General features: G+C 36.2%; 2 protein-coding genes. Both read right to left on the bottom strand.

The genetic code is table 11. The features are described from left to right. Positions 1-91: 91 nt before the first annotated feature. On the bottom strand, positions 92-868 hold the full coding sequence (locus tag PVV70_RS09680; RefSeq protein ID WP_273759017.1) for a type IV secretion system protein: 777 nt from the start codon (positions 866-868) through the stop codon (positions 92-94). Beyond that, entirely contained in the window at positions 865-984 is a 120-nt protein-coding gene (locus PVV70_RS09685; RefSeq protein WP_273759018.1) for a TrwH protein, read from the bottom strand. The genes PVV70_RS09680 and PVV70_RS09685 overlap by 4 nt, the downstream gene beginning before the upstream one ends. Between the last annotated feature and the right edge of the window lie 2 nt (positions 985-986).

Genomic DNA, 986 nt, shown 5'->3' on the forward strand with positions numbered 1-986 from the left:
ATTTTCACCATGATATTTTGGTTTTGATAAAATCTCTGTACCATTCTGAATTGTTGAGATAGCCCTGAACTCTCTATATGAGTTCTTGTTTTCATCGTATGCTAGGCATTCCTTTTTTTTCATGGTCAAAAACTTTCATATCAAGTTCGCGTCTTTTTCTTTTGATCAGGGAGTGCTCAGCGTTACGTAAATGTGCTACCATTTCCATCTTTATAGATTCATTTTGGATCATAGCTAATGAACCATCGATGTGTGCTTGAAGATCTGCAGTATCTTTCAGGTTTTCTTTTGTTTGAAGTTCGTCGAATAGATTTTCGAGGTATTGAAAACGATTTTCAAAATTTTCTAAACTCATAGCTTTATCTAGAACCGATACAGACTGTAATCGCCTAAAAATAGCTTCACTCATTTCATCAAACGTTCCAGAAACTTTGTTTTCGTCCTCCAATACCTTTTGATATGATTGGCTTGAAAGCTTATTTTTATTATAGAGCAATTCTGGCTCTTTAAGAAAAAAACTAGCAAAATCTATTGTCTGAGATCCAGTTTTCTGACTCTTTGTTATAGCTTGATAGGCTTTTTCTGTTTGTGAAAGTTGTTGTTTTTTTAACGCAAGCTGTTTTTTTAAGAGCTCAATAATTTTTCTATAGTCCAACGATACCCCTACGTGTTGCATGGGATTTCCTGAGTTCTGCGGATTTCCTGAGTTCTGCGGATTTCCTGAGTTCTGCGATGAAGCTATTTGATTCCGCAAGAAAGGTATTCGTAATGAGAAGGGATTTGTGTGTTCCATTTGTGCATTTGCTGGAGCTAGATTCAGTATTGCCAAAAGGGTCATCATTCCTGTTATAATAAAGCGCTTTTTCATCTGTCTCCTCGCTTAATTTCGGCAGGGATTGTTTTATTAATAGGCACACGGTTCCTATCATTGGGTTGTTTGAGCTTTGGTGCTAATGCACAAGCTGATAAAAGGTTTGCAATCAAAA

Source organism: Bartonella sp. AU55XJBT (assembly GCF_028618525.1).